The organism is Paraconexibacter antarcticus (genome assembly GCF_024220175.1).
GTDB lineage: Bacteria > Actinomycetota > Thermoleophilia > Solirubrobacterales > Solirubrobacteraceae > Paraconexibacter > Paraconexibacter antarcticus.
In genome coordinates, this window is record NZ_CP098502.1 from 1062446 (window position 1) to 1086471 (window position 24026).

The following is a 24026-nucleotide window of genomic DNA, read 5'->3' on the forward strand; positions in this document are numbered from 1 at the left end:
GGGGGCCATGACGACCCCCGCAGGCCCCACCCCGCCCAGGCCCTCGCGTCGCGAGCGCACCCGGCGCATCCGCCGGCTCGCCGTGACGTGGACCGTCGTCGCGTTCGCCGCGGTGTGGGGTGTCATCTACGTCCAGATGCGCGACGGGAAGGACCCGGCCCTCGGGACCGGCGTCACGAACGCCGCCGCGACGACGAGCGCCCCCGCCGGCGCGCCCGCCTACGTGGACCCGGGCGAGGGCTACGTCGACCCCGGCGGTGGCTACGTGGCGCCGAACGACCAGTACGGGGGCGGCCCCGGCTACGACGACGGCGGCGGCGCCGTGCAGCAGGGTGGCGGCGGCGGGGTCACGACCCGCCAGTCCTGAGCGTCCGGGCCGGCGGGGCGACACGGCGCCCGGGCGCGCGGATACGCTCGGCGGGGTGACCGACGACGCTCCGCTCCGCTCCGCGTGCTCGTGGCCGAGGACCAGGCGCTCCTGCGCCAGGGGCTCGTACGGCTGCTCGGGGACCTCGGCTTCGTCGTCGTCGCGGAGGTCGCGGACGCGGACGAGCTGCTCGTCGCCGTCCACGAGCACACGCCCGACGTCGTCGTCGTCGACGTCCAGATGCCGCCGGACCTCACCGACGACGGCATCCGGGCGGCGCTGCGCATCCGGCGCGAGCTGCCCGGGACCGGGATCCTCGTCCTCTCGCAGTTCCTCGAGGAGCACTACGCCCTCGACCTCATCGGGGAGGACGCGAGCGGAGTCGGCTACCTGCTGAAGGACCGGGTGGCGGACGCGGAGGCGCTGGCGGACGCGATCCGCCGGGTCGCCGCGGGCGGCTCGGCGCTCGACCCGGAGGTCGTCGGGCGCATGGTCTCCCGCAAGCGCCGCGACAGCCAGCTCGACGCGCTCACGACCCGCGAGCGGGAGGTGCTGGCGCTCATGGCGGAGGGGAAGTCCAACCCCGGCATCGGCGCCGCGCTCGGCGTCACCCCGCCGCGGTCGAGAAGCACGTCACCGGCATCTTCCAGAAGCTCGGCCTCGGCTACGAGCAGTCCGAGCACCGCCGGGTCATGGCGGTGCTGGCGCGACTGCGCGCCGGCTAGACCCGCACTAGGGTGGCCGGATGCTGCGGGTCCTCTCCTACGCCTACTGGGCGCTCATCGTGATCACCTGCCCGTTCTTCTTCGCGGGCGCGGTGCTCATCTGGCTCGTGACGCTCCCGTTCGACCGGCGCAAGGTCATCCTGCACCAGTACTCGTGTGCGTGGGCGGTGTTCTTCATCGTCATCAACCCGCTGTGGAAGGTGCGGGTGACGGGCCGGGAGCACCTGCACTGGCGGGGGCCGGCGGTGCTCGCGGCGAACCACGCGTCGCTCATCGACATCCTCGTCCTGTTCCAGCTCTTCCGCCCGTTCAAATGGGTGTCGAAGATCGAGAACTTCAAGCTCCCGTTCATCGGCTGGAACATGCGCCTGAACGGCTACGTGCCGCTGCTCCGAGGGGACCGCACCTCGGTCATGGAGATGCTCGAGCGCTGCTCGAAGCTCCTGAAGCAGGGGAGCCCGGTGCTCTTCTTCCCGGAGGGGACACGGTCGCGGGACGGGACGCTGCGCCCGTTCAAGGACGGCGCCTTCCAGCTCGCGCGCCGGCACGACGTGCCGCTCGTCCCGATCGCCGTCCACGGGACCGGGGCGGCGCTGCCGAAGCACGGCGTGGTCCTGCAGGAGCACGTCGATGCGTGGGTCGAGATCCTCGAGCCGATGGACCCCGCCGACTACCCGTCCGTCGAGGCGCTGCGGGACGCCGCGCGCGACCGCATCGCGGCGGCGCTCGCGACGCGCTGAGCCGCGGCCCGGTCAGGCCGCCGGCGCGAGGGGCAGCCGCGCCCGCACCGTCGTCCCGCCCCCGGCCGGGCTGACGAGGACGAGGTGGCCGTCCGCCGCGGCGACGCGGTCCTCGAGGCCCCGGAGGCCGGAGCCCGCCTCGACGTCCGCGCCGCCGGGCCCGTCGTCGACGACCTGGACGACGAGGTCGCCGTCGTGCTCGCCCGCGCAGACGGTGATGCGGGCGGCGGTCGGCGCGTGCTTCGCGACGTTCGTCAGCGCCTCGGCGACGACGAAAATAGGCGGTCGCCTCGAGCGACGCCGGCCAGCGGGTCGGCGGCACGTCGATCTCGACCGGGAGCGGCGCCCGGACCGTGAGGGCGGCGACGGCCGCCGCCAGGCCGCGGTTCGTGAGGATCTCGGGGTGGATGCCGGCGACGAGGTCGCGCAGCTCGCCGATCGCCGCGCGGGCGTCCCGGGCCGCCTCCTCGAGCGTCGCGGCCGCCGCCTCGCGGTCGGTGCCGAGTTGGGCTCCCGCCCGCTGGAGCGTCATGAGCAGGTGGACGAGCCGCTGCTGCGCGCCGTCGTGGAGGTCGCGCCCGATGCGGTGGCGCTCGGCATCCGCCGCCGCCACGATGCGGGCGCGCGACGCCTGCAGGGACTGCAGGCGCGTGCGGTCGATCGCCTCGCGCCGCCGGTGCGCCTCGGCCTCGAGCTGGTCGGAGATGTCGCGGAAGGCGACGACGGCGCCGCGCGCCCCGCGCATCGGCAGCGGCGCGCTCGAGTAGGCGACGGGGACCATCGACCCGTCGCGGCGGACGAACCAGTCCTCGTCGACGCGCACGGTCTCGCCGGTGCCCCGCGGGCGCAGCATCGGGCAGTCCTCGGCCGGGAACGGCGAGCCGTCCGGGTGCTTGTAGTGGATCGTCGGGTGGGTGATCCTCCCGAGCAGCTCCGACGGGTGGTCGTAGCCGAGGACGCGCAGCGCCGCCGGGTTGAGGAACTCGACGCGCCCGTCCGGGTCGACGAGGTAGATCGCGTCGGCGACCGTGTCGAGCAGCGCCTCGAGCAGCTCGCGCGGCGCCGAGGCGATGAGCCGGCTGACGACCTTCGCGCTGGGTTCGGGCGCGCGCTCCACCGCCCTCAGCCAGGCTCGGTCGCGGCCGGGTTCGCACGAGCGGCAACCCCGGGGAGCGCGATGCGGCAGAAGTCCTCGCCGAACGGCGTGAGGAGGATCTGGCGACGGACGGTCTTCGCCTTGCTGCCGCGCCCCCCTGAGTGCAGGGCGGCGAGGACGTCGGGCTGGGCCTCCAGGACCTGGTAGCGCAGCGGGTCTGCGAGCGGCTCGCGGGAGAACCAGATGAGCCCGAGGCGGAAGAGGTTGTTCAGGTAGGCGGGCACGCGCTCGAGGTAGCGACAGCCCGCGTTCTGCCCGATCATCGAGAGGCCCGGCGCCACCATCGACGTGCCGATGAGCGGCGAGTTGATGAGCGGCGTCTTGCCGGTGCGCACGTCGACCGACGGCTGCGGGCCCTCGATCGCGAGGTAGCGCAGGATGCGCGCCTCGTCCGGCGCGATGTCCCCGATGATGCGCTCGTAGGCGGGGTGCGCGGCCTCCTCGTAGCTCACGTCGTTGGACTTCTGCAGGAGGTCGGCGCCCTTGTCCTGCAGCGAGCGGAGGTCCCGCGCGGCGCTCGCCCGGGCGGTGGCGGCCGGGTCCTGCGGAGCGGACGAGGAGGCGGCGGCCGCGCGGCGCTCGCGGAGCGCCTCGGGGAGTCGCTCGTCGAGCGCCGTGATGCCGAGGACCTCGCGGGCGTAGCCCTTCACCGAGTGCTCGACGTCGCGGAGCAGCTCGGCCGCGGACTCGCCGCTCACCGCCGCCCGCACGACACGGTTGCCGGCCCGCACGTAGGCGTTCGCCGTCCAGCCGGCGGTGCGGACCCCGGCGCCGAAGCCGATGCGCACGAGGCCGGGCAGCGCCTTGGACACCGAGCCGACGGTCGGCACCGGCGAGTAGGCGGGCTCGCCGCCGTTCACGTCACGATCGCTCATGCCTATACCCCGAAGATGCCCAGGTGGATGAGGCCGCCCGCGAACCCGAGGACGGCGCCGTGGACGTACAGCATCCACTCGTCCTCCTTGATCGCCGACCGGAGCATCTCCTGGAAGTCGACCGACGGCATCTCCTGCATGCGCGTCGTGATGAGGTCGCGGATGAGGGCGCTCTGGCGGGCGTTGAACTCCGGGTCGCCGAGCGGGGTCATCGTGTAGTCGACGGCGTCCGTCGCGACCGAGTCGCGGATCGCGTCGTACTCCTTGCCGCCCATCGCGACGCGGACGGCGGCGCGCGCCGGGCCGGTCGCGCGGTCGACCGCGGGGCGCATCGCCGTCTCGATCATCGCGCGCGTGCGGTCGGCGCGGACGCCGGTGAGCAGCTCGTTGCCGATGTTGTTCAGCGTGACGATCTCGTCCGCGATGAGCTTCGCGTAGATGCCCGCCACCTCGGGCTGCCGGCGCAGGAAGAGCCCGTGGAACTTGACGCCGAGGATGTACTTCGGCTCGACCGGGACGAAGATGAGCGACATCGCGAGGAGGTTCGTGAGGTACCCCACGAACGTGCCGAGGATCGGCAGCAGCCACCAGTACGCGAAGTTGTGCGTGATGAGGAAGACCGGGATGCCGAGCAGGAACCCGAAGTAGAAGCCGAAGTTCACCATGAGCTTCAGCTCGCGGTCGCCGATGTCGAGGAAGATCCGGTTCGCGAGCTCGGGGTGCGCCTCGAGGTGCTTGATGACCATGAGCTTCACGTCGAGGAGCTGGTCGATGTTCTCGCCGATCTGGTCGGTGACGGCGTGGACGATCTGCGGGAGCTGCGCGCGCACGCGGGCGTGGACGGCGTCCTTCACCCGCGGCGGCACGTCCTGCCACAGCTGCGGGTGCTCGCGCAGCATGATCTGCTCGACGAGCTCGTGGATGTCGCGCTCGGAGGTCTGGAGGATGTGCTCGGCGATCTTCTCGGGCTCGAGCCGGTGGTAGAACTCGCCGGGGCTGCCGAGCTTCGAGATGCCCTTGTCGACGGCGATCGAGCCCATCTTCGCGGCGCGCGACGGGACGATCCCCTGCCAGCCGAACCTGCCGCGGATGAGGCCCGGGATCTCCTGGAAGCGGCGCGGCAGCAGGTCGGCGACCGTCCGCAGCCCGGGGACGCGGAACCCGACGAACTGGATCGGGTTGAACAGCATCCAGACACCGGTGAGGTTCGTCACGTAGCCGATCGCACCGGTGAAGAGCGGGATGATGATGAACTGGAACTTCTCCACAGGTGCGTGTCCCCACTGCTCAGGCCCGCCGAACGGGGACCCCCGCCGGCCGGGCCGCAATCCTAGTGTGAAACACGACCACCGGCGAGCGAAGCGACGGCGCCGATCATTCGCGGGTCAGCGGCCGGCGCGCTGCAGCGCGTCGCGCCGCTCGCGGAAGAAGGACAGGACGGCGGCCTGCGGGTCCTCGGCGGTGCGCAGGGCCTCGTAGCCGAGCTCGGCCCCGGCGAACGCGGTCGCGTTCCACAGCGGCCCGCCGGGCTGCTTCGCCCACGGGGTGACGTAGGCGTACGGCTCGGGGTGCTCCTCGTCGCCGGGGGAGACGCCGAAGCCCGCGCGGGTGCCGGCGGCCTCGTCGCCCTCCTCATAGGCGATGTCGAAGTGCTCGGGCCACAGGCGGATCGGCGACGGCTCGCTCCCGTCCGCCGCCTCGGCGCGCAGCGTGCTCAGCGCCTCCTGCCCGAAGGCGTACAGCGTCCCGATGAGCTCGGCGGCCGCCGGGTCGACGTGGAGCGTCGCGTCGGGGAGCGGGGTCGTGAGCCCGGCGTGCTCGCCGGCCGCGTGGAGCGTCGAGAGGCGGTGCTCGTGGACCGTGCCGTCCGCCTCGGTCCGGCAGAGCAGGTCGCCGTCGACCGAGACGCGGGCCCCGTCCGGGAGCGGCGGCGTGCCGAACCCGCCGTGGGCGGCCTCCAGCGCGATCTCGTTGCCGGTGGCCTGGGTGCGGACGGGGGCGATGACCTGCTCGGCGAGCAGGTGGAGCGATTCCCGCGTCGTGATGAGCGTCGGCGGGACCTGGGGCAGGAGCGTGGAGGTCATGTGCAGATCATCACCACCCGCCGCCGGCCTGTGGGAATTCCGCGGTGGGTTACGGTCTGCCCGTGTCCACCGAGGCGGCCGCGCCCCTCCCCGACCGCGCCGGGATCGTCATCGCCGGCGGCGGCCACAACGGCCTCGTGGCGGCGGCGTACCTCGCCCGGGCAGGCCGCGACGTCCTCCTGCTCGAGGCGTCCGGCGCCCTCGGCGGGGCGGCGGTCTCGTCGTCGCCGTGGCCGGGCGTGGACGTGCGCCTGAGCCGCTACAGCTATCTCGTCAGCCTCTTCCCGCGGTGGATCGCGGCCGACCTCGGCGTCGAGCTCGAGCTCGTCCGCCGCCGCGTCCCGGCCTACACGCCCGTGGGGGACGGCGGCGTCTTCGGCGTCCCCGGCTCGCCGTTCGCGGACGCCGTCGCGCGGCTCGCCCCTGCGGTGTTCGCGTCGCTCACCGAGCCGCTGCGCAGTGAGGCGGACCTGCGCGCGCTCGCGGGGGACGACGCCACGTGGGACGCGCTCGTGCGCCGCCCGCTGGGCGCGACGCTGCGGGCCGCGCACGCGGGGGACGACGTCGGGCTCGGCATCGTCGCGACCGACGCGCTCATCGGGACCTTCACGTCGATCGACGACCCCGCGCGCCTCGCGAACCGGTGCTTCCTTTACCACGTCATCGGCGGCGGGACCGGCGACTGGGACGTCCCCGTCGGCGGCATGGGCGCCGTGACGGGCGCGCTCGCGGGGGCCGCGCGCGCGGCGGGGGCGCGGCTTGTGACCGGCGCCCGCGTCACCGCGGTGGCGAGCGACGCGGACGGGGTGGCGGTGACGGTGACCGACCCGGCGACCGGGGCGGCGCGCAGCGTCGCGGCAGACCGGTTGCTCGCGAACCTCGCGCCGCACGTGCTCGACCGGCTCCGGGGCCGGCCGGCGGCGGCGCCCGCCCCGGAGGGCGCCCAGCTGAAGGTCAACCTGCTGCTCGCGCGCCTGCCGCGGCTGCGCGATCCGGCGGTCGACCCCGCCGACGCCTTCGCGGGCACCTTCCACGTCAACGAGTCCGCGTCGCAGCTCGACGCGGCCTACGCGCAGGCCGCGGCCGGGCGGATCCCCGACGTCGTCCCCTGCGAGATCTACTGCCACTCGCTGAGCGACCCCACGATCCTCGGGCCCGATCTGCGTGCCGCCGGCGCCCACACCCTCACGTGCTTCGCGCTGCACCTGCCCGCGCGGCTGTTCACGGCCGACCCGGAGGGCGCGCGGGAGGCGACGCTCGCCGCGACCCTCGCCTCCCTGGACTCGGTCCTCGCCGAGCCGATCACGGACTGCGTGTTGCGCGGGCCCGACGGCGCGCCGTGCGTCGAGGCGCGCAGCCCGGTCGACCTCGAGCGGGATCTGGGGCTGCCCGGCGGGCACATCTTCCACCGCGACCTGCAGTGGCCCTTCGCGGAGACGGAGGCGGAGGTCGGCACCTGGGGTGTGGAGACGGACGACCCGCGGATCCTCCTCTGCGGGGCGGGCGCCCGGCGCGGCGGCGGCGTGAGCGGGATCCCCGGGCACAACGCCGCGATGGCGGTTCTCGGCCGCACCGGCTGACCGCTTCGGCGATACCGAGATCCCAGCTTCCCGGCCTATACTCGCCGCCCCGTGTCCGCGCTGATCTTCTCCCCCGTGCAGACGCGCCGCACCTTCGAGGAGGCGGTCGAGCAGATCGCGGAGCGCATCCAGCTCGGTGAGCTGCGGGTGGGGGATCAGCTGCCTCCGGAGCGCGCGCTGGCCGCCCAGATGCAGATCAGCCGCCCGACGGTCCGCGAGGCGCTGAAGATCCTCGCCGACTCGGGCGTCATCGAGGTCCGGCCCGGCCCGACCGGCGGCGCCTTCGTGCGGTCCGAGTTCGTCCCGCGCGAGGTCATCCAGCGCCGCAGCGACCTGCGCCTGCACGAGGTCGGCGGCGTCCTCGAGGCCCGCCGCCTGCTCGAGCCGCGGGTCGCGCAGCTCGCGGCGGTCCACGGCACCGAGCCCGACTTCGAGGCGATGGAGCGGACGATCGCCCTGCAGGTGAAGCTCGCCGAGAGCGCGGGCTCGGAGCTCATCGCGCACGAGGACCGCTTCCTCGGGCTCGACCAGCGCTTCCACCTTGCGATCGCCCGCGCGACGGGCAACTCGACGATCGTCGGCCTCATGCGCACGCTGCTGCGCCGGCTCGACATCGCCCGCGACATGGCGATGCACGAGCCGCCGACCGTCGAGTGGTCGCTCGACATCCACCGCCAGACGGTCGACGCGATCCGCAGCGGCGACATGGCCCGGATCGAGGTCGTCATGGACGAGCACCTCGCCGAGCTCGAGCGGGCGTGGGAGCGGGACCTCGACCCCATGCGCCCCGGCATCCGGGATCTGCCGCACGCGCTGCGCCCCGCCGCCGGCGCCCCCTGACGGGCCCGCGGTCGGACCTCTGCCGAGGCGCCGTTGCGGCACCCCGGCGCCTTGGTATGTTCATTTTACCATGCTGCGTCCCCCGCTGTCCGTCTCGCTGGACGACAAGTACCTGCTGGAGGAGGGACGGATCTTCCTCTCCGGGATCCAGGCGCTCGTGCGCGTGCCGGTCGACCAGCACCGCGCCGACGTGCGGGCGGGCCTGAGGACCGGCACGTTCATCTCCGGCTACCAGGGGTCGCCGCTCGGCGTCTTCGACCAGGAGCTCCTGCGCAACCCGAAGCTCTGCGCCGAGCACGACATCCACCTGCAGCCCGGCGTCAACGAGGAGCTCGGGGCCACGGCGGTGTGGGGGAGCCAGCTCGCGCCCGACCTGCCGGGCGCCGCGCGCGACGGCGTGGTCGGGCTCTGGTACGGCAAGAACCCCGGCCTGGACCGGGCGGCGGACGCGATCCGCCACGCGAACTTCTGCGGGGTCCCTCGCCACGGCGGCGCGGTCGCGATCGTCGGCGACGACCCGTCGTGCAAGTCCTCGACGCTCCCGAGCGCGGCCGAGCCGATGCTCGCGGCGCTCCACGTCCCCGTCCTGTGGCCGGGCACCGTCCAGGAGGTCCTCGACCTCGGTCGTCATGCGATCGCGCTCTCGCGGGCGAGCGGCCTGTGGTCGGCGCTGAAGATCGTCACGAACGTCGCCGACGCGGCGGGGACCGCCGAGGTCGCCCCGGGCCGCGTCGTCCCGGTGATGCCGGAGCTCCTCGTCGCCGGCAAGCCGTACGTGCACCGGCCGAACCCGACGATGCTCGCGCCCGACTCGCTCATCTCCGAGCGCGGGCTCTTCGACGTCCGCCTGCCGCTGGCGCGGATGTACGCCCGCGAGAACCGCCTCAACCGCGTGACCGTCGACGGCGGCGGTGCCGCGCGCATCGGGCTCGTCGCGGCGGGCAAGACGTACCGCGACCTCGTGCAGGCCCTCCAGGACCTCGGCCTCGACCTCGGCCGGCTGCGCGCCGCGGGCGTGCGCGTCATGCAGATCCAGATGCCGTGGCCCCTGGATCGCGACGACGTGCGCGACTTCGCCGAGGGCCTCGAGGAGATCCTCGTCATCGAGGACAAGCTGCCCTTCCTCGAGTCGCAGTTCCGCGACCTCCTCTACGGGGTGACGGACGCGCCGCGAATCCTCGGCAAGCGCGACGAGTCCGGCCGCCAGCTCCTGCCCGCCGAGGGCGAGCTCGACGCCGACCTCGTCGCCCGCGCCGTCGCCCGCCGCCTGCGCGCGGCGGACATCGCCATCGAGTCGGTGACCGCGCGGATCCGCGAGCTCGAGGAGGTCCAGCGCGCGAAGCTCGTGCCGCTCCCGGTCGTCCGCACGCCGTTCTTCTGCTCCGGCTGCCCGCACAACTCGTCGACCCCGGCGGCGGACGACGCGCTCGTCGGCGCGGGGATCGGCTGCCACACGATGATCCTGCTCAACCGCGAGGGGCGCGGGCACATCACGGGCATCACCCAGATGGGCGGCGAGGGCGCGCAGTGGATCGGCATGTCGCCGTTCGTGGAGGGCGAGCACTTCGTCCAGAACCTCGGCGACGGCACCTTCCACCACTCGGGCTCGCTCGCCGTCCGCGCCGCCTGCGCGGCGGGCGTGAACGTGACGTACAAGCTCTTCGCGAACGGCTCGGTCGCGATGACCGGCAGCCAGGCGATCGTCGGCGGCATGACGGTGCCGGAGCTCACGCGCTGGCTCGCGCTCGAGGGCGTGAAGCAGGTCGTCGTCACCGCCGAGGACACCTCGCGCTACGACGGCGTGACGCTCGACCCGATCGCCCGCGTGCGGCCCCGCGAGGACATGCTCGCGGTCCAGGAGGAGCTCTCCCACGTGAAGGGCGTCACCGTCCTCATCCACGACCAGATGTGCGCGGCCGAGCGGCGCCGCCTGCGCAAGCGGGGCAAGCTGCCCGAGGCGGCCGAGAAGGTCGTCATCAACGAGCGGGTGTGCGAGGGCTGCGGCGACTGCGGGAAGAAGTCCTCCTGCCTCAGCGTGCAGCCGGTCGACACCGAGTTCGGGCGCAAGACACGGATCCACCAGGCCTCGTGCAACGCGGACTATTCCTGCCTGGAGGGCGACTGCCCGTCGTTCCTCACGGTCGTCCGGGCCACCGGGCCGGACGGGACCGCCCCGGCGCGCGCCGCGTTCCCGCCGCCGCCCCCGCTCCCGGCGCCGCCCGAGGGGGCTGCCGCGACGGCAGCGGACACGACCGTCCGCATGATCGGCATCGGCGGGACCGGCGTCGTCACCGTGAGCCAGATCCTCGCGATGGCGATGCACCTCGAGGACGGGTACTCGTGGGCGCTCGACCAGACCGGGCTGTCGCAGAAGGGCGGCCCGGTCATCAGCGACGTCCGGCTCTCGCGCACGCCGGTCACCGGCTCGAACAAGGCCTCCGCCGGCCGCGTCGACGTCTACCTCGGCTTCGACCTCCTCGGCGCCGCGAACCCCAAGAACCTCCAGACCGCCGACCCCCGCCGGACGGTCGCGGTCGTCTCGACGAGCGAGGTCGCGACCGGGCGCATGGTCGTCGACCCGGAGGTCGAGTTCCCGGACCTCGAGCAGCCGCTCGGCGCGATCGGCGGGCAGATGCGCGAGGCGATCTTCCTCGACGCGCAGGCCCTCTCGCAGCGGCTCTTCGGGGACCACCTGCCGGCAAACCTCATCGTCGTCGGCGCGGCGCTCCAGCGCGGGCTGCTCCCGGTCTCGCCCGAGGCGCTCGAGGCCGCGATCCGCCTGAACCGCGCCGGCGTCGAGAAGAACCTCGCCGCGCTCGCCTGGGGGCGCGCCTGCGTCGCCGCGCCCGACGCCGTGGCGGCGCTCGACGCGCAGGCCGCCGTCGCCGGGCCGCCCGCGCCCGCCCTGGGCGCCGCCGCCCGCGCGATCGCCGCGACCGTCGGCGCCGAGCCCGGCAGCGAGCTCGAGCGCCTCCTCGTGCGCCGGGCCGACGAGCTCATCGCCTACCAGTCGGCCGCCTACGCGCGCCGCTACGCACGGTTCGTCGCCGAGGTCGCCGGAGCCGAGCGGGCCGCCTGCGGTGACGCCGGGCCGGTGAGCGAGGCCGCCGCGCGCGGCCTGCACAAGCTCATGGCCTACAAGGACGAGTACGAGGTCGCGCGTCTGCACCTCGACCCGGTCGAGCGGGCGAAGATCACCGCCGAGTTCGGGCCGGGCGCGAAGGTCGAGTACCACCTGCACCCGCCGATGCTGCGGGCGATGGGGATGGACCGCAAGCTCCGCCTCGGCCGCTGGTTCGACGGCGGGTTCAGGACGCTGCGGGCGATGAAGCACCTGCGGGGGACCGCGGCCGACCCGTTCGGCCACGCGGAGGTGCGGAAGGTCGAGCGCGCCCTCGTCGGGGAGTACGAGACCGCCGTGCGCACGGCGCTGCCGCTCCTCACCCCCGAGACGCGCGACGTCATGGCCGAGCTGTGCGACTCCCCCGACCTCGTCCGCGGCTACGAGGACATCAAGCTCGCCTCGGTCGTCCGCTGGCGCGATGCCGTCGCCCGGCTGCAGACCCGCCTCGCGGCCGGCGACGAGGCCGCGCCGGTGCTGCCGGTCATCACGCCGGCGCCGTTCACGCCGATGCGGTGAGGTGCGCCACTACGATCGGCCCATGACCGATCAGCTGCGCATCTACCGCATCAAGCCCGGCACGATGGACGCCTACCTGGCGCTCTGGCGGGACCACCTGCTCGCCGCCCGCGAGGCCTACGGCTTCAGCGTCGTCAACGCGTGGGTGACGGCCGGCGGCGCGGAGTTCGCCTGGGTCGTCCGCCACGAGGGCCCGGGGACGTTCGAGGAGGCGGACAAGCGCTACTACGACAGCCCGGAGCGGGCGGCCCTGCCGACGAGCCCGGCCGAGTACATCGAGCACATGGAGCTGCGGCTCATGGAGCCGGTCGCCTGATGCGGGGCCGTGCGGGACGGTCGGTCGCGGCGCTCGGCGCCGCCGTCGTGGCGATCGGCATCCTCGCCTGCGGGTCGGGCGTCCCGGCGGACGGCTACCCGGCCGCGGGGGGTGCGACGGGCGCGAAGCACCTCGCCCTGCTCGGCATCGGCACCTTCGACAGCCCGCTCTACGTCACGGCGGGGCCGGGCGACGACCGGCGCCTCTTCGTCGTCGAGCAGCCCGGCCGCATCCGGATCATCCGCGGTGGCCGCACGCTCGCGCGCCCCTTCCTCGACATCACGAGGCGCGTGACGAGCGGTGGGGAGCAGGGGCTGCTCTCCGTCGCCTTCGCGCCCGACTACGCCCGCAGCGGCCGCTTCTACGTCTACTACACCGACAAGGAGCAGCAGCAGCGCGTCGTCGAGTACCGCCGCGCCACCGCGGACCGCGCGGCCGCCGGCAGCGCGCGACTGGTGCTGAAGATGGCCGACCGCGAGTCCAACCACAACGGCGGGCTGCTGACCTTCGGGCCGGACGGGCTCCTGTACATCGGCACGGGGGACGGCGGCGGCGCCGACGACCAGCACGGCTCGCGCGGCAACGCGCAGGACCTCACCTCGCCGCTCGGCAAGCTCCTGCGGATCGACCCGCGGGCCGCCGGCGGCCGCCCGTACTCGATCCCCGCGTCGAACCCGTTCGCCGGCCGGGGCGGCGGGGTGCGCGGCGAGATCTACAGCTACGGCCTGCGCAACCCGTGGCGCTACGCCTTCGACCGCGCGACGGGCGAGCTCGTCATCGGCGACGTCGGCCAGAACACGATCGAGGAGGTCGACGTCGTCGCGAAGGGCAAGGGCCGCGGCGCGAACTTCGGCTGGCGCCCGTTCGAGGGGACGGACGTTCACAGCCCCGGCGAGGCGGCTCCGGGAGCGATTGCGCCGGTCATCCAGCTCAGGCACTCCGACGGGTACTGCTCGATCACCGGCGGCTACGTCGTCCGCGACCCGTCGCTGCCCGCGTCGCTGCGTGGCCGGTACCTCTACAGCGACTTCTGCAAGGGCGACATCCGGGCGGCGAAGGTCAGCCCGTCCGGGGCGAGCGGCGACCGCGGGCTCCCGCTGAAGACCGTCCAGAGCCTCTCCTCGTTCGGGCAGGACAACCGCGGGCGGATCTACGTCGTGTCGCTCAGCGGGGCGGTCTACCGGCTCGTCGCGCGCTAGCCGCGGGGCCGGTCAGCCGCTCGTGCGCGTGCCGCGACGGGCACGCGCACGAGCGCGCCACGGGGTGGGGGCGACCGGCGCGTCGACGCGGAGGGTGTCGAGGGCACGCTCGAGGTCGTGCGCGATCGACGGGAGGTCGGGCAGCGCGTCGGCGTCCGCGTAGAGGCCGACGTGCAGCCGCCCCATGTAGGAGAGCGCGCCGATCGACAGCGCGTGGCCCGGCGCGACCGGCACCGCCGGGTAGACGCTGCGGAGCGGCCGCCCGAGGAGCGAGAGCTCGACCTCGGGGCCAGGGACGTTCGAGACGATCGCGTTGAACGCGGCCGCGCGGTACGCGAGCCGGGCCACGGCCCCGGCGGCCTGCGCCGGGAGCAGGTCGGCCGCCTTCAGGAGCTGGGCCATCCCGAGGCCGTCGCTGCCCGCGGCGGCCGCGGCCTTCGCGGCGCGGGTGCGGTCGCGGACGGTGCGCAGGACGGTGACCGGGTTCGGGTTGGCGGCTGGCAGCTCGACGGCCATGAACGAGATCTGGTTGCCGAGGCCCGCCGGATCGTCCGCGCGGGTGTTCACCGGGACGAGGACGCGGAGCTCCTCGGCCTGCTGCCCGTGCAGCGCGAGCGCCCGGCCGAACGCGAGCGCGCACGCCGTGAGCAGGACGTCGTTCAGCGTCGCCGAGTGGCGGCGGCCGGCGGCCTTGAGGCCGTCGAGCGGCGCCTGGGCGTAGGCGACGGCACGGCGCCCGCCGACGGCGCGGTCGAGCGCGGTCGAGGGGACGGGCGAGGTGAGGCGCTCCAGGCCGCCGGCGGCGCCCTTCAGGTCGCCGGGCAGGCCGGCGGCGCGGCGGGCGGCGCCGCGGACCGACGGGGCCGGCGTGGTCTGCTTCGCGAGGCGGACGGCGGTCTTCGCGCGGGCGCCGACCGCGGCCGCGGCGGCCCGGGCGGGCGCGGGGCGGCGCGCGGGCCGCCAGTCGCCGGTGTCCGCGCCGTCGCGCTGGGGCGGCTCGGGGGTGAAGAGGAGCATCGCGACCTCGATCGCGGCGATGCCGTCCACGAGCGCGTGGTGCGCCTGGCCGACGAGCGCGAAGCCGCTTCCGACGCCCCGGACGAGGTACAGCTGCCACAGCGGGCGGCCGGGGTCGAGCGGCCGGGAGAGGAGCGTCCCGGCGAGCGTCCGCAGCTCGGCGGGGCCGCCGGGGGCCGCGAGCGTCACGTCGTGCACGTGGTGCGCGATGTCGAACCCGGGGTCGTCGACCCAGCGCGGGTCCCCGAGGCCGAGGGCCGGGATGCTCACGCAGCGGCGGAAGCGCGGGACGAAGCCGAGCCGCGCCTCGAGGTGGCGCCGGAGCCCCGCCAGCGAGGGCGCGTCACCGTCGAAGCGCATCGTCCAGCCGACGTGGAGCGGGGCCTCGGCGGAGTCGAGGGCGATGAATCCGTAATCGAGCGCGCTGAGGCGATCGGGCGAGGGCGCGGGCGGCAAGGTCACCCATTCTGGCGCATCCGGACGACGCCCGGGAGGTTCTATCGTCCCGCTGACATGTCGCCGGCCGTCGATGTCACCCGTATCCGCGCCAACAACCCCGGTCCCTTCACGCTCACCGGGACCAACAGCTACCTCGTCGGACGCGGCGGATGCTGGGTCATCGATCCCGGCCCCGACCTCGACGACCACCTCGACGCGCTCGTCGCGGGCATCGAGGCGCGCGGGGGCGCCAAGGGCATCCTCCTCACCCACGACCACCACGATCACGTCGACGGGGTCCCGACGCTCCTGAAGATGCTCGGCGGCGACGTCCCGGTCTACGCGTCCCGGTATCGGCGGGCGGACCACCGGATCGCCAACGGGGACATGTTCGGCTCGGTCTCCGTCGCTGCGACCCCCGGCCACGCGCCCGACCACGTCGCCTTCGTCATCTACGATACGGTCTTCTCGGGCGACGCGGTCCTCGGCGAGGGGAGCGTCTTCGTCGCGCCGGACCCCGGGGCGCTGCGGGGCTACCTCGCGGGGCTCGAGCTCCTCAAGGCCCTGCGCCCCCGCCGCATCTGGCCCGGCCACGGCCCGGTCGTCGACGATCCGGTCGCGAAGATCGACGAGTACATCGCCCACCGCCTGGAGCGCGAGCGCCGGCTGCTCGCCGGCCTCGAGGCCGGCCGCCGGTCGATCGACGAGTTGCTCGACGCCGCCTGGGCGGACGTGCCCGACCAGCTGCGGCCCGCGGCGGCGGTGACGCTCGCCTCCCACCTCGACAAGCTCGAGGACGAGGGCCAGCTCCCGGCCGGGGTCGAGCGCCCGCAGTGGCCGATCCCGGGGATGTCCTCCCAGGTCTGAGGGGCGCTACCCGCGCCCCTCCGCGAGCCGCTCCTCCGCGAGCGCCAGCGCGGCCTCCAGCGGCGTGATGCGGGCGTCCTGCGCGCCGGCGTAGATCGTGGCGAGCGTGTCGGCGATCGCGCGGACCTGCACCGTCGCCGCGCGCTTGTCGTAGCCGCCGGGTGCGAGCTCCTGCGCGATGTTGATGATGCCGCCGGCGTTCGCGACGAAGTCGGGCGCCCAGAGGACGCCGCGCCGGCGCAGGAGCTCGGCGACGTCATCGGAGGCGAGCTGGTTGTTCGCGGCGCCGGCGACGATCGGCGCCTGGACGAGGCCGACCGTCTCGTGGTCGAGGACGCCGCCGAGCGCGCACGGACAGTAGACGTCGACCGGCGCGGAGAGCGCCTTCGCGGCGCTGACCCAGCGCGCGCCGAGCTTCGCCGCGTCCGCCTTGCGCGCGGGGTCGATGTCGTTGACGACGAGCTTCGCGCCGCGCCTGGCGAGCAGCCGGGCGACGCGCAGTCCGACGTGGCCAAGCCCGACGACGGCGACCGAGCGACCCTTGAGCGAGGTGCCGCCGAAGGAGCGCTCGACGCTCGCGAGGATCGCCGCCTCGACCCCGAGCGCCGTGAACGGGCTCGGGTCGCCGGAACCGCCGTGCTTCGGGGCGCGGCCGGTCACGTGGCGGGTACGGGTGGCGATGACGTCCATGGCCGTGGCGGACGTCCCGACGTCCTCGGCGGTGACGTACGCCCCGCCGAGCGCGTCGACCGTGTCGCCGAAGTCCTCGAGCGCGGCCCGGCGGAGCTTCGGCCCCAGGACGGTCTCGGGGCGCAGCATGATGACGCCCTTGCCACCGCCGAGCGGGAGGCCGGCGACCGCCGACTTGTACGTCATCGCGCGGGAGAGGCGGAGGGCGTCGCGGAGGGCGGCGCGGGCGTCGTCGTAGCGCCACATGCGGCAGCCGCCGAGCGACGGCCCGCGCACCGTGGAGTGGACGGCGACGATCGTGAAGAGCCCGGACCGCTCACCGCGCCGGACGAGGACCTGCTCGTGCTCGAGGGGGGCGGCGTACGGATCCATGTGCTGACCCTAGTGCGCCGATGCGACGGGGTCGGCGGGTGTCCGACGGCGGCGGCTCAGGACCCGGACGGCGTCGCGCCGGACGGGGCGCCCGCCCCGCCGCCGCTGCCGCCGCTGCCCGTCGCCGGCGCAGTGACCTGGGCTCCCGACGCGGTTGTCCCGCCGCTCGAGGTCCCGGTGGTGCTCCCGGAGCCGGTGCTGGAGCCCGAGCCGCTGCCGCTTCCCGACCCCGGTCCGGACGAGGACCCGCTGCCCGAGGCGGGCCCGGTCCCGCTCGTCGACGGGGTCTCGCCGCTGCCCGTCGTTCCGCCCGAGGCGGAGGCCGAGCCCGGCCCTGACGCGGACGCCGGGTCGCTGCCGCCGAGCGCGCCGAGCAGCCCGCCGAGCCCGGTGCCCGCGTCGGTCCCGGCGCCGGCCGGGTCCTCGGCGGGCGCCTCGGCGCCGCCGTCGTGCGCGGGCCTCACCGCCGGGACGGCGTCGGGGGCGGCCGGCAGGGCGGGCCCCGGTGCGGTCGCCGTGCGGGCGACGTGGCGCCGGTGCCTCACGGCGGGGCCCGCCGGCGGGCGCAGCCGATCGCCCGGGCGGACGAGGGCCGATGCGGCGGCGGCGGCCGCCGCGGTGTGCGCGGGCAGGCCCGCCGCGGCCCGCGGGCCGGCGGCGTGCGCGGCGGCTGCGGGTGCCTCGCGCGGATGCGGCGCGGCCTGCTCGCGGGCGACCTCGACGGAACCGCCGACGAGCGCGGCGGCGGCGACGACGGCCGCGAGCTTCGTCGCCGCGGCACCCGCGACGACGGCGCCCCCGGTGCTGCCGGCGGTCACCCCGGCGGCGGCGCCGCCGACGCCCGCGGCCGCGGCGCCCCCGGCGGCGCCGGAGCCGCCGGCCCCGATGCCGACGAGCTTCGCGATCGCGGCCCACGGGCCGGGCGAGGGGTTCAGCGCGCTCAGGCCGCCGCTGATGCCGCGGAGCGTCGCCCGGTAGCCGGCGCAGCCCGGGCACTCGCGGACGTGGCGGCGCGCACGGCCGCTCGCGCGGACGCCGCGGTCGTGCGCGGACACGATGTCCTCGCGGATCGACTGGCACGGCGTGTCGCGGGCCTGCTGGGACTCGACGAGGCCCATCCGCGCGCGGACGAGCAGCGACTTGACGGCGGGGATCGTGACGTCGAGCGCAGCGGCGAGCTCCTGGTAGCTCAGGCCCTCCATCTCGCGCATGAGCAGCGCGGAACGCTGCTGCTCGGGGAGGGCGCGGACGTCGAGCACGAGGCGGCGGAGGTCCTCGCGGCGCTCGGCGGCGAGGATCGGGTCGCCCGTCGTCGCCGGGAGCGGCCGCGCCGACTCCGAGAGCTCGACCGTCGGCTGCGAGGCCGGGCGCCGGAGGTGGTCGATGCACCGGTTGTGCGCGACGCGGTAGAGCCAGGCGCGAAGCGTCACCGGCCGGTCGTCGGCCCGGAGCGCGGCGTACGCACGGAGGAAGACGTCCTGCATCGCGTCGTCCGCGTCGGTCGCGGAGCCGCCGAGCATCTGGCGGGCGTAGGCGCTGAGCCGCTGGCGGTAGCGGTCGTGGATGAGGCGGAAGGCGTCCTCGTTGCCCTGGCGGAAGAGGGCGACGAGCTGCTCGTCGCTCCTCAGCCGCAGCAGCACACCGGCGGGGCGCCGGGGCGCGAGTGCTGCGGGAGCTCTGAGGGCCGAGGCTTCCATTCCCGTTCGCCAACAGTAACGGGGACCGAGGGCGGAAGTTCCGGCAGCACGGCCGGTCCGGCCGGCGGCGGGCGCCTCGCCGGGCGCCCGCCACCGCCGACCGGGCTCAGCCCACCGTCAGGACGATGAGCTTGAACTCGTTGACCTTCAGGCCGAAGGTCACCGTCGTCTTCTTGTTCCCGACCGCCACGTTGAGCGTGTAGTACGAGGACTTCGGCGCCGTCTGGTCGGTCGACGAGAGGTTCTGGTTCTCGTAGTGCTCCTGGCTCGGGTTGCAGCTGGTGGTCACGGCCTTCAGCGGCAGGTTCTTGAGGTTGACGTTCGGCGGCGAGGAGACGCCGTTCGCCTGCAGCTTCAGCATGTCCACCTTGGGGACCGGCGTGCCGGCCTTGTTCACGACGAGCACCCGGATGCCGCGGCCCACCGCCTCGCCGCAGAGCGCGACGTCCTTTGTCACCGCGGGCTGGGTGTCACCCGGGTCGAGGAAGCTGTCCTCGACGTGCAGCGTGCCGGTCCGCTTGCCGGCCGCCGTCGGCGTGAACGTCACCGGCTCGTCGAACGAGGAGCCGACCTGCACGCGCGTCGGCGGCGTCGTCGCCCCGGGCCCGCTGAACTCCGGCGAGCTCGGGAACGTCACCTGGTCGACGATGAGCTCGGCCGCTCCGCTGTTCGTCAGCTTCTCCGTCAGCGTGCTGCCGCACAGCGTCCCGCACGCGGGCGTGAACACCGTCGGCCCGAAGATCAGCGGGGCCGTGGCCGCGTCGATCGCCGGGATGAGGCCGGTGCCGTCGAGGGCGACGTCGAACGACGGGTGGCTCGGGTCGTCCGTCGTGATCGTCAGCGTCGCCGTCCGCCCGCCGGCGATCGGCGGGTTGAACCGGACCTGGAGGTCCAGCGAGTTGCCCGCGCTGACGGTGTACGGCGTCGACGGCGGCGAGACGAGCGCGAAGTCGCCCGCGTCCGGCCCGCTGATCGCCAGGCCCGTGACCGTCAGGTCGCAGCCCGGGCACGAGGACTGGTTGGAGATCGTCGTCGTCAGCGTCTTCGAGGACGGCGTCGTGCGGTTGTCCACCGGCACCCCGCCGAAGGCGAGATGCGTCGTGCTGAGCGAGAACGTCGGCACGCCCACGTCACCGGTCGCCCCGAGCGTCGTCGGGGACGACGGGTCGTTGCTCGCGATGGAGAACGTCGCCGTGTGCGTCCCCGGCCCGGCGTCCGCGGGCGGGGCGAACCGCACCGTGTAGGTCACCTGCGACCCGGGGGCGACCGACACCGGCGGCGTCGGCCCGGTGACGATGCTGAACATCGGGTCGCCGGTGATCGTGACGCTCGAGAGCTTCAGCGTCCCCTTGCCGACGTTCTGGACGATGACGTCCTTGTCCTTCGTCTGGCCGCGGGCGACCACGCCGAAGTTCAGCGAGCCGCTGAGCGCGATCTGCCCGACGACGCCGGTGCCGCTCGCCGGCAGCTGGAGCACCGGGTTGGACGGGTCGTCGCTGTTGACCGAGAACGTCGCCGACTTGTCACCGGCGGAGCTCGGGGCGAACTGGATCGTGTAGTCGATGTGCGAGCCGGGCGCGATCGTCACGGGCGTCGACGGCCCGGAGAGGATCGAGAACTCGGCGCTGCCCGCCGACCGGGTGAACGAGTTCACGTGCAGGTCGGCCGAGCCGACGTTGAACAGCGTGCACTGCTTCGTTGCCGTCGAGCCGACGTCGGTGAAGCCGAACCCGAGGTCGCAGTTGACCTGCAGCTGCGGCCCGGACGCCGTCGTGAGCTCGAACGCGCTGCGGCCGTAGGTCCCGGCACGCAGCAGCGACGGCGTGACCGACGAGTCGAGCTGCAGCGACGTGACGTTCACGTTCGGCATGCCGACACCGAGGATCTGCCACGTCCCGCCGCCGTCGCTCGTGCGCAGGATCCCGAAGTCGGTCGAGACGATGACCGCGTGCGGGGAGACCTGCGGGTCGATGACGACGGAGTACAGCGGGGTGTCGGGCACCATCTGGTTCGCCACGCCGGCGGTCCCGCCGATGTCCGTCCAGCTGCTGCCGCCGTCGGTCGTGCGGAAGACGTGCCTGGAGAGCGCGCCGGCCGCGGTGCTCGAGTAGCCGGCGAAGACGACGACCGCGGTGTTCGTGTTCGAGGGGTCGATCGCGATCTGGATCGGTGCGCCGGGCGCCCCCGGGACGGTGTGGTCGGTGAACGTCGGCGACGCCGACTCGATGTTCGTGCTCACCGCGACCTTGCCGCTGGACAGCGCCACATACATGACGTTCGAGTCCGTCGGGGTCGTGGCGAGGAACGTCGGCGTGCCGGACGTGCCGACGAAGCCGCTCGCCGGGAAGTTCGCGCCGCCGTCGGTGCTGCGGAAGATGCCGTTGCCCTGGGTCTCCGGGCAGGGCACCGGGTTGCCGGAGGCATCGGTCTTCAGCGTGCCGTTGTTCACGGGGACGAAGACCTTCTGGCCGTCGTTCGGATCGACCGCGGCCGCGCCCGTCGTCGGGGTGCAGCTCAGGTCGGACGAGCCCGGGCGAGTCCAGTTGTCGCCGCCGTCACTCGTCCGGATGAACTGGCTGTTGGAGATGCCGAAGGCGTTCTTCGGCTGCTGCCAGTCGACCGCGACGGGTCCACCGTCGGCGTCGACGGCCTCGTGCCACTGCGTGTCGGTGTCCCCCGGCCGGCGCGCCATCGTGCCGGTGTCCTGAGCGCCGCCATAGCTGTAGCCGTTGTTCGCCGCCGAGCCGCGGCCGATGTCCATCGCGCGGAAGAGGTTCGTGGCGATCTTGCCGTTGCGCTGCGTGTAGGAGCCGCCGGCGTCGTCGGTGTAGTGCACGCCGCCGTCGGTCCCGAGCCACACGCGGGTCGTCGTGTCGCCGCTCGTGCGGTGCGACGGCGGGCTGAAGACGAGCGCGTGGTGGTCCCAGTGGGCCTTCGAGTCGCTGATGTTCGTGAAGTTGCTCGCGCCACCGTCGCTCGAGTACCAGAGTTCCTGGAAGCCGATGTAGACCTTGTTCTCGTCGACGGGGTCGACGCCGATCGTCTGGTCGTAGCCGCACTGGCACTTGTCGAGCTGCCCGCCGGCGTCGGCCTGGCTCGTGATGCTCGACCAGTTGGCCCCGCCGTCGGTCGACTTCCACATGCCGCCGAACCGCGAGGTGCCGCCGGTCGACTGCGCGTCGGCGTACATCGTGTTGCCGCTGTCGGTCGTGCTCTGGGCGAACGAGACGAAGCGGTAGGTGCCCGTGGCGGGCGCGCCGGGGTTCGACCACAGGTTGCCGGACGCCGGGAACGTCGCGCCGCCGTCCGTCGAGGCGAAGATGCCCTTGCCGGAGACCGAGGCGTACACGGTGCTCGGGTTCTGGGTGTCGAGGTCGATGTCGGTGATGAACTGGCCGGTCGTGCCGCCGACGGAGACCTGGGTGAACGTGTCGCCCTGGTTGGACGAGCGCCAGAGGCCCTGGTTCGTCGCGACGAGCAGCGTGTTGGCCGCGGGCATGACGATCTGGTTGATGCCGATGCCGTTGAGCTTCGCGCTGTCGCCGGTGAGGGCCCACGTGGCGCCGCCGTCGCTCGAGCGGTACACGCCGACGCCCTTGAAGAAGCCGTTGTTGTAGATGTTGCCCGTGCCGACGTAGACGGTCGACGGGTCGGCCGGGTCGAGTGCGACCGCGCCGGTCGAGAGGCTCGGCATCTGGTCGGTGAGCGGCGCCCAGTTGTCGCCGCCGTCGGTCGTCTTCCAGACGCCGCCGTCGTTGAACCCGGCGTAGACCGTCTTGTCCGTCGCGTTGCGCGGGTCGATCGCGATCGAGACCGCCTGCCCGGCGTCCGGGCCGGCGCCCTGGTAGTTCTGCTCCTTGTCGACGACGAGCGGCGCCGGGCCGATCTGCGTCCACTGGACGCCGACGACGCCGCCGCCCGACGCGATGCTGGGGGAGACGCCGGGGGCCGTCGACGTCGAGCCCTTGGGGATCGTCACGCTCGCGTCGACCTTCTGCGTGGCCCACTGCTTGCTCGCCTTGAGGTAGAGGTCGGCTCGGAGCTTGCCGCTCTTGTCGGCGTGGAGCTTCTTCGCGATCTCGCGCTGGTCCTGCTTCTCGTGTTCCTCGGCCTTGGGCTCGCCGCCCTTGGCCTCGCGCTCCTGCTCGCTGAGCGGGCGCGTCCCCTCGTGGCCGGCGCCGCCGTGGACGAGCGCGGCGGTGCCGAAGGCCAGCACGGCGAGCACGCCGAGACCGGTGAGCAGCTTCCAGAACCTCATGTGACCATCCCCCCAAGAATGTGTCGGACTTCAGGTGAACACGGGCCGTCCGAGGACGTCGACCAGCACACCGCGACGGTCGTCGGGTCCGTGGAACGCGCGGCCGGCCGGGCATCCGGTGCCAGTGGTCAGCCTCGTCGCAGCCTCCACCTCCACGCGGTGCGTTGTCAACCAAAATGTGACAAATCGACAAGTCGTTCACGTGCATGAATCACGAAATTCTTCGGAGTTGCCCGCCGGAGGGAAATGTGACGGATCGGGCGTTGCCGGGCGCCGTGGGCGGGCGTAAGGTCGGAGCCGTCGTGGCGTCCCGCGAAAAGAGGTGACGATGGTGCGCAGAGGACGGATCGTGGTGCTCGCCGCGGTGGTGATCGCGGCCTGTGGGGCCGGCTCCGCCGGGGGGCACAGCGACCCCTGCCACACCGACCACTCGTGCCCGTCCGACGACCACTCCTACGTGTGGCAGGGCATGTCGTGCACCTCCGACCCGGCTCAGCGCCTGCCGGAGGACCAGGCCCCTGTCGACGAGGGCGGGGTCCACTACTACTGCCACACGGTCGTCGACCAGGGCATGACGCCCCCGGGGACGACGACGGGCACGACGCCCGCGCAGACGACGCCGGCCACGCCGTCGGCGGGGACGTCGGGTTCGGGCTCAGGAGGGGCGGGCTGCGGCGGACCGCGCGCGGCGGTCGCCACCCTGTCGGACCCGGGGGCCGCCCGGGTCGCCGCGACGGCGACCGCGACGTCGATCGCACACCTCCACGGCGTCCGCGCGCCCGCGTCGCTCGGAGCGCCCCGGGTGGGCGCCGAGCGCCGCCGCTACCGCGTCCTCGGCCGGATCCGGTCGGTGCGGCTCGCGGGCGGGACCTGGACCCTCACGGTCGCCGACCCGCGCTCGAGCGCGACGATCACGGCGGCGTTCCCCCCGTCCGCGTGCCTCGCCGCGACGCCCGCCGCCGTCCGCACCGAGGCCGCGGCCGCCCGGCGCGGGCTCGTCCGCGCCTGCCGGCTGAGCGGCCGCAGCGGGACGGTCACCCGGCGGGGCATCGCCGACGTCACCGGTGTCGGCTTCTTCCGCACGCGCACGAGCCGGCTCGCGCTCGCCCCGGCGGTCGCGGTGGCGGGGCTCGTCTGCCGCTGACGCCGGCGTCGGCCCGCGACC

17 protein-coding genes and 2 pseudogenes are annotated in these 24026 nt (G+C 74.1%); 10 read left to right on the forward strand and 9 right to left on the reverse strand.

What is annotated here, in order from left to right; genetic code table 11:
* The first annotated feature begins 7 nt into the window (after positions 1-7).
* From NBH00_RS05380 to NBH00_RS05390, 3 genes and pseudogenes are all read left to right on the forward strand, one after another.
* Positions 8-367 (forward strand): hypothetical protein, encoded by a 360-nt coding sequence (locus NBH00_RS05380; protein WP_254572321.1) that lies wholly within the window; start codon positions 8-10, stop codon positions 365-367.
* A gap of 84 nt (positions 368-451) precedes the next feature.
* Positions 452-1092 (forward strand): annotated as a pseudogene (locus NBH00_RS05385) (response regulator transcription factor).
* Positions 1093-1112: 20 nt separating this feature from the next.
* On the forward strand, positions 1113-1832 hold the full coding sequence (locus tag NBH00_RS05390; protein ID WP_254572322.1) for a lysophospholipid acyltransferase family protein: 720 nt from the start codon (positions 1113-1115) through the stop codon (positions 1830-1832).
* Between the two features lie 12 nt (positions 1833-1844).
* Here the strand turns inward: NBH00_RS05390 and NBH00_RS25420 are convergent, their stop codons facing one another.
* From NBH00_RS25420 to NBH00_RS05405, 5 genes and pseudogenes are all read right to left on the reverse strand, one after another.
* The gene (locus tag NBH00_RS25420) at positions 1845-2111 is read right to left on the reverse strand and encodes a sensor histidine kinase (RefSeq protein WP_367401302.1); all 267 of its coding nucleotides are present in this window, start codon (positions 2109-2111) and stop codon (positions 1845-1847) included.
* A gap of 178 nt (positions 2112-2289) precedes the next feature.
* Positions 2290-2949, reverse strand: a pseudogene (locus NBH00_RS25425) (PAS domain S-box protein); the annotation flags it as partial.
* A gap of 5 nt (positions 2950-2954) precedes the next feature.
* Positions 2955-3863 carry an Abi-alpha family protein gene (locus NBH00_RS05395; protein ID WP_254572323.1) on the reverse strand — a complete coding sequence of 303 codons (909 nt, stop codon included), beginning with the start codon at positions 3861-3863 and terminating at the stop codon, positions 2955-2957.
* Between the two features lie 2 nt (positions 3864-3865).
* Complete coding sequence (locus NBH00_RS05400; protein ID WP_254572324.1) at positions 3866-5131, reverse strand: DUF445 domain-containing protein; 1266 nt, start codon at positions 5129-5131, stop codon at positions 3866-3868.
* A 117-nt stretch (positions 5132-5248) separates the two neighbouring features.
* Positions 5249-5947 carry a hypothetical protein gene (locus tag NBH00_RS05405; protein ID WP_254572325.1) on the reverse strand — a complete coding sequence of 233 codons (699 nt, stop codon included), beginning with the start codon at positions 5945-5947 and terminating at the stop codon, positions 5249-5251.
* Between the two features lie 62 nt (positions 5948-6009).
* Between NBH00_RS05405 and NBH00_RS05410 the strand changes: the two genes are divergently transcribed.
* From NBH00_RS05410 to NBH00_RS05430, 5 genes are all read left to right on the forward strand, one after another.
* Positions 6010-7527, forward strand: coding sequence for a phytoene desaturase family protein (locus tag NBH00_RS05410; RefSeq protein ID WP_254572326.1), 1518 nt, complete (start codon positions 6010-6012; stop codon positions 7525-7527).
* Between the two features lie 51 nt (positions 7528-7578).
* Positions 7579-8367, forward strand: coding sequence for a FadR/GntR family transcriptional regulator (locus NBH00_RS05415; protein WP_254572327.1), 789 nt, complete (start codon positions 7579-7581; stop codon positions 8365-8367).
* 70 nt (positions 8368-8437) lie between these two features.
* Positions 8438-12007: an indolepyruvate ferredoxin oxidoreductase family protein gene (locus NBH00_RS05420; RefSeq protein WP_254572328.1), complete on the forward strand. Its 3570-nt coding sequence runs from the start codon at positions 8438-8440 to the stop codon at positions 12005-12007.
* A 22-nt stretch (positions 12008-12029) separates the two neighbouring features.
* Positions 12030-12323, forward strand: coding sequence for an NIPSNAP family protein (locus NBH00_RS05425; protein ID WP_254572329.1), 294 nt, complete (start codon positions 12030-12032; stop codon positions 12321-12323).
* Entirely contained in the window at positions 12323-13522 is a 1200-nt protein-coding gene (locus NBH00_RS05430; protein WP_254572330.1) for a PQQ-dependent sugar dehydrogenase, read from the forward strand. The genes NBH00_RS05425 and NBH00_RS05430 overlap by 1 nt, the downstream gene beginning before the upstream one ends.
* A 12-nt stretch (positions 13523-13534) precedes the next feature.
* Here NBH00_RS05430 and NBH00_RS05435 read toward each other — a convergent pair whose 3' ends face one another.
* Positions 13535-14995 carry a wax ester/triacylglycerol synthase family O-acyltransferase gene (locus tag NBH00_RS05435; RefSeq protein ID WP_254572331.1) on the reverse strand — a complete coding sequence of 487 codons (1461 nt, stop codon included), beginning with the start codon at positions 14993-14995 and terminating at the stop codon, positions 13535-13537.
* A 57-nt stretch (positions 14996-15052) separates the two neighbouring features.
* Here NBH00_RS05435 and NBH00_RS05440 point away from each other — a divergent pair, with 57 nt between their 5' ends.
* Entirely contained in the window at positions 15053-15844 is a 792-nt protein-coding gene (locus NBH00_RS05440) for an MBL fold metallo-hydrolase (RefSeq protein WP_254572332.1), read from the forward strand.
* Between the two features lie 6 nt (positions 15845-15850).
* Here NBH00_RS05440 and NBH00_RS05445 read toward each other — a convergent pair whose 3' ends face one another.
* The 3 genes from NBH00_RS05445 to NBH00_RS05455 form a co-directional block, all read right to left on the reverse strand.
* A complete protein-coding gene (locus tag NBH00_RS05445) occupies positions 15851-16906 on the reverse strand; it encodes a Glu/Leu/Phe/Val family dehydrogenase (protein ID WP_254572333.1) in 1056 nt (351 codons plus the stop codon).
* 56 nt (positions 16907-16962) lie between these two features.
* The gene (locus NBH00_RS05450) at positions 16963-18603 is read right to left on the reverse strand and encodes an RNA polymerase sigma factor (RefSeq protein WP_254572334.1); all 1641 of its coding nucleotides are present in this window, start codon (positions 18601-18603) and stop codon (positions 16963-16965) included.
* Positions 18604-18709: 106 nt separating this feature from the next.
* Positions 18710-22861, reverse strand: a complete 4152-nt coding sequence (locus NBH00_RS05455) for a choice-of-anchor D domain-containing protein (protein WP_254572335.1) — start codon at positions 22859-22861, stop codon at positions 18710-18712.
* 328 nt (positions 22862-23189) lie between these two features.
* On the opposite strand from NBH00_RS05455, the gene NBH00_RS05460 reads away from it, so the two are divergent.
* Positions 23190-24005 carry a hypothetical protein gene (locus tag NBH00_RS05460; protein ID WP_254572336.1) on the forward strand — a complete coding sequence of 272 codons (816 nt, stop codon included), beginning with the start codon at positions 23190-23192 and terminating at the stop codon, positions 24003-24005.
* Positions 24006-24026: the final 21 nt, after the last annotated feature.